This is a genomic window from uncultured Campylobacter sp., from assembly GCF_937997595.1.
Taxonomy (GTDB): Bacteria; Campylobacterota; Campylobacteria; order Campylobacterales; family Campylobacteraceae; genus Campylobacter_B.
In genome coordinates, this window is the sequence record NZ_CALKTS010000139.1 from 1 (window position 1) to 4,688 (window position 4,688).

The following is a 4,688-nucleotide window of genomic DNA, read 5'->3' on the forward strand; positions in this document are numbered from 1 at the left end:
GATAATGCGAAAGGATTATATTGGCGCCGTCGGTATTAACCGCGTAGCGCGCTTTCAGATCGATGCGCTGGATAAACGCAGCGACGAGGATTTTTACGAGCTGATCGGCGATGATGACGGAGTATTTGGCTGTATGACACTGCTAGGCTGCGAGGATCACTGCCCTAAGCATCTTCCGCTTCAAAGCAAAATCGCCTATGTCCGCCGCAAGCTTGCCGCTCAGGGCAAATGCGGCTGCGGCAAATAAAATTTAAGCGGGTTTTTCCCGCTTAAATTTATCTTCCAATTTTATAAATTTTACCTCGATAGACAAATTCCAAAATGCTTGGGTCAGGCAAGTGAAGTAGCTTTAAATTTAATACTATCCCAAGCGACAGAGAAGTAAAATACAAAATCGCTTAAGATCGCTAGCGAGGGATAAGGATGAACGAAGCAAAGCCCAAAGAGTTAAAGAAAATTCTAAATGAACGACGTCAAAATGTGGAGCAGAGCTCTGGAAATAGTTTTAATCTTGAAAGCTTAAAATGCCCAATTCAAATAAGCGGAATCTGGAACTAAAAAATTGTCTAGAAATTTTAATGATAGAAATTCCAATATAAATATGAAGACCCATTGTAAAAAAGAGTTAATAATAAAGGATTTTAGTGCTTTAATAGGTTTTTTTCCAATTTTGTATATTAATATTGATCATAATACTTTCTCAAACAGGAATGTTGTCTAATTTTGGTATTGAAAAATTTTCCGAATCAGAAGATTCTTATTTTTTCATTATTTTTTGCACTATTATTCCATTTATTAGAATTATTGAGCGCGATAAACCATTTAATAGGCGCTTTATAATTTTTAACGAAAAATTTATTTCGGTAGAAGCCGAAGGAATAAAAATCTTCCGAATAAATCTAGATGAAATTATTAAGATATCTAAAAATATGGATACTAGGACTTCTACACCAGAATATTTTCCAATTTCAAAAGAACTCTTCTATTTCTGTATATTCGCTACCATAATAACAATGATCTTATTTGTTTTTAAAGACTTTATAGTTGTATTTATATTGTTGGCCACAATATTCATTCTTCCAAAGAATTTAATTTGTACTGTAATTGGCGGCTTGGAAGCAAACAAAATATATGATCGTTTGGCAATATATTCTAAAGATGGCATCATAATAAATATTTTTATAAATTCCAATAAAGATTATTCGGAATTAAGGAGATACTTTTTATTACATAAGAGTATTAATATAGATAATGTTAGAAAAGAATTTATGATATTTCACAAGGAGTTTAAACATGGATAAGAGAGAATTAAATGCGTAAATTGAGCTTGATCGCGCAGAAAAAGAATTTGTAAAATTTAAAGATAGTGCTCTGCTATTTTGTAATATAATTGAAGCTAGGTTCAGTAAATTTAATATCCATCTAAGCTACAAAAGGCAAAATAGGCAAACTTTTGAAATCGCTAGCGAGGGATAAGGATGAACGAAGCAAAGCCCAAAGAGCTAAAGAAAATTCTAAACGAACGGCGTCAAAATTTAGAGCAAGGCTCGCAGGAAGATTTTAGTGCTCAAAATTTCGATGGCGAAAATTTTAATACCTCAAAATCCGTTAACTCAAATTTAAATGTTTTAAATTTCGATGCCTCGGATTTAAACAATACAGATTCTAAAACTTTAAATTATAATGATCGAAATTTAGACGGTCTAAATTTAAACGCAGAGCGCGGTAGAAAATTTCAAAATTTAGATCCAGACAATGCTATTTTATTTAAAAATTCTAACGCTAGGAACTACGACAAAGATCCGATAGTAATCAAAAATTATGAAAAGTTTTTTGTTTATGCCCATCTTCTTGTATTTCTTCAGGTATCAGGTCTTCTACTATCTTTTATTTGGGATATTGTAGATTTTGGGCATATATATGTAGACGATTATTTAGAAGCCTGTATAATGATATTACTAATCGCCGTTATTACATATATCTTTACCGCAATACGCAATAAACGCGAAATAAGATTTACCGATCAATATATAGAATTTTTAGATAAAGGGATCGTCAAAAGGCAGTGTAAGGTAGAAAAGGATAAATTATGCAAAAACTTTTCTACGCAAAATTTTAGAACCTCATTTTTTATCGTGTTGGTTATATTTTGTGTCGGTTCGTTAGGTTTTTTCTTTGTATTTTTGCTTTGCATGTATGTGGCGAATATATTTATAAAATTCGTCGTGTATTTTTGCATAAATAAAGGCATAAAAGGATTTAAAATTTTTCCATTTATAAAAGTAGATGAGCCGTGGCATGGCGGATATTTATATTATTCCGTTGTCGTATCGGCACACTACTATTTGATTTATTTGTATAGCAGTGAAATTTACGACGAAGTTAGAGAGTATTTTTTGCAGAAAAATATAAATATAGACTATATTAAAAAGGACTATACGGTTTTTATCTAGGAGGATATGCGAAGGGGCGGTAAATTTAAAACTAAAATTTCAATATTTTATGGTAGCCGCCACTAAATTTCGTAGCGATACTGAGTGCAAATACGGCGTAATTTTAGCGCTAAATTTTATGCGTAGAAGCGCTTGTTGAAATTCTAACCGCCTGTCGCTGGAATAAAATTTCGTCGGTAGAATTTTACCCGAGCAACATTTCTACGTGGAATTCTATCGGTAAAATTTAGAAGGCAAAAATTTTGCGCCTTACCCTCTTAAATCTCGCCCTGCGAATTCCGCCCGAGCGAAATTGTCTTGTGAAATCCGTCCGTTTATATTCGGCTAAGCTCGCACTCGGTAGTATTTGCCACTTTATTTGTGGAGGTTGCTTTGAAAGAGATAAAATCCAAGCTCATCATAGCGTGCTTGGTTGTTACGGCAGGCCTATTTTTCTTGATCGCAGGCGGTGCACTTATGGATAGATCCGAAACTCAGCCCACGCAAAATTCCACGGCAAGCCGCATCGCGACCTCCGGCAACTCCTCCAATCGACCGCTAACGGATGAGGATCGCGCTGCACGAGCGAAGTACTGGCACGAAAGGCTGGGCGCCGAGTTAGATTTGGATGAGTGCGTAGTGCAGGGCGATGAGCGAATGGAGTATTTCTGCAAGCTTTTGCGCTCCAAGGACACTGCGCGTATTCTGGCATTTATGCGAGAGCAGCGCATCACTGCGGGCGATCCGCTGCATTTTGGCATAACGGCGATAATGTATTCTAGCTTTTACAACGATGCAAACACTACCGAGGAGCTGATCTATCACGGAGCGGATATCAACCGCACGGACGATTTTTCTCATTCGGCGCTAAGCTATGCTATCGAAAATAACTCTACCGCCGCCGCGGAAGTTCTACTTAAGCATGGAGCTAGCTTTTCTAGCGTTAAATATGTTCGTCCATGGCTTGCGACTCCAGGATGCTGCGATGCCTATTTGGTCGCCGATACTAGCGATGCACAGGTAAGGGAATATTACGAAACGCCTAAAAGCGAGGGTACTAGCGCGGTATCTGATCCGCTCTATTACGCCGTAGCAGGCGGATTTTTGCAGATGACGGAGCTTATGCTTAGTAGCGGCGTAAGACCTGAGATTACCGCTTGGACGGACGATCATTGTATTGCTTTTACTCTCAAACACCGCAAAGATGAGCGGCAGCCGAACTGCTCCATATATCAGATGCTACCGCAGCGATATGACGCAAGTATGCTAAATCTGCTGCTTAAATACGATTTGGCAGGACTTCCGGACGATGAGCGTATCCAAAAAACAATACGATGACTGCCGTAATGATTTGTATTTGTTGAAAGAACATAAGAAAAGATACCTAGAGCATATGGATAATTATTGTTACGATGAGATTATTTTGAACCAGACCTTATTAGGTAGTTTTAATTATGATATGGTCAGATTTGATATGACGGAGCAACCAAAGGATTGGGAAAAGAGTGCAATGATGTTCAACGAAGGTTCGCTGCCCGATCTTAATAGATGCGGCTCGGTAACGCCGAATACGGCGCTGCTGGGTATCTACGATACTCTTATAAAGCGCTACTCTGCGCTCTGCGGTGATGAGCTTAATGGCGCGGGCGGCTTTGATCCGGATAAATTTTTTAGATATTTGCACTTAGATGGCTTGGAATTAAATCTTAAAATAGGATATAAAGGTAAGGTGATAGAGGTGGAGGAGTACGATAAAATTCTAAGGCGCGATGCGTCTAAGCAGCTAGAACAAGTGGGAGCTAAAGCCGCAGATGTTGCGCCTGCCCATGAGTAAATTCTATAAAATTTACAGACGCGATTATCGGCTTCGCGGTTGCTATGTATCTTGCAAAATTCTATAAATTACGCCGATTTAAAATTTGCGTCGTTTTGCTTTGTAAAACGCATGGAATTTTGTCGCCATGACGCAAGCGGTTTGCAAAATCCGGCATGTATGTAAATTTTAAAAATTTCGAGAGTTGCAGCGCGTTAAATCATATAAATTTAGGCGCTAAAACTCGCCTGATATGGACCCGCGAAATTCGCCGCTTAAAATTTCGCGCTACAAATTCTTAAATTCCATCTCCAGCTGCTTGCGCCAGTCTTGCAACGAGCGCTCTGCGTCCGCGGCGTATTTTTCGATAAGAGCGTCCGTTTTATTGAGAAACTCAAATAGCTTGCCCTCCCACACGGCGGGATTTAGGTTGCTTTGATGCA

Annotated in this window: 5 protein-coding genes and 1 pseudogene; all 6 read left to right on the forward strand. The window is 38.3% G+C overall.

The annotated features are described in order from the left end of the window. Positions 1-247 (forward strand): annotated as a pseudogene (gene frdB, locus Q0614_RS04785) (fumarate reductase iron-sulfur subunit); the annotation flags it as partial. Between the two features lie 176 nt (positions 248-423). Continuing rightward, on the forward strand, positions 424-558 hold the full coding sequence (locus tag Q0614_RS04790; protein ID WP_298786912.1) for a hypothetical protein: 135 nt from the start codon (positions 424-426) through the stop codon (positions 556-558). Between the two features lie 155 nt (positions 559-713). Continuing rightward, on the forward strand, positions 714-1,301 hold the full coding sequence (locus Q0614_RS04795; RefSeq protein ID WP_297988376.1) for a hypothetical protein: 588 nt from the start codon (positions 714-716) through the stop codon (positions 1,299-1,301). Between the two features lie 177 nt (positions 1,302-1,478). Continuing rightward, complete coding sequence (locus tag Q0614_RS04800) at positions 1,479-2,453, forward strand: hypothetical protein (RefSeq protein ID WP_298786915.1); 975 nt, start codon at positions 1,479-1,481, stop codon at positions 2,451-2,453. Between the two features lie 372 nt (positions 2,454-2,825). Beyond that, positions 2,826-3,770: an ankyrin repeat domain-containing protein gene (locus Q0614_RS04805; protein WP_298786917.1), complete on the forward strand. Its 945-nt coding sequence runs from the start codon at positions 2,826-2,828 to the stop codon at positions 3,768-3,770. Then, complete coding sequence (locus tag Q0614_RS04810; protein WP_298786919.1) at positions 3,742-4,266, forward strand: hypothetical protein; 525 nt, start codon at positions 3,742-3,744, stop codon at positions 4,264-4,266. The genes Q0614_RS04805 and Q0614_RS04810 overlap by 29 nt, the downstream gene beginning before the upstream one ends. Positions 4,267-4,688: the final 422 nt, after the last annotated feature.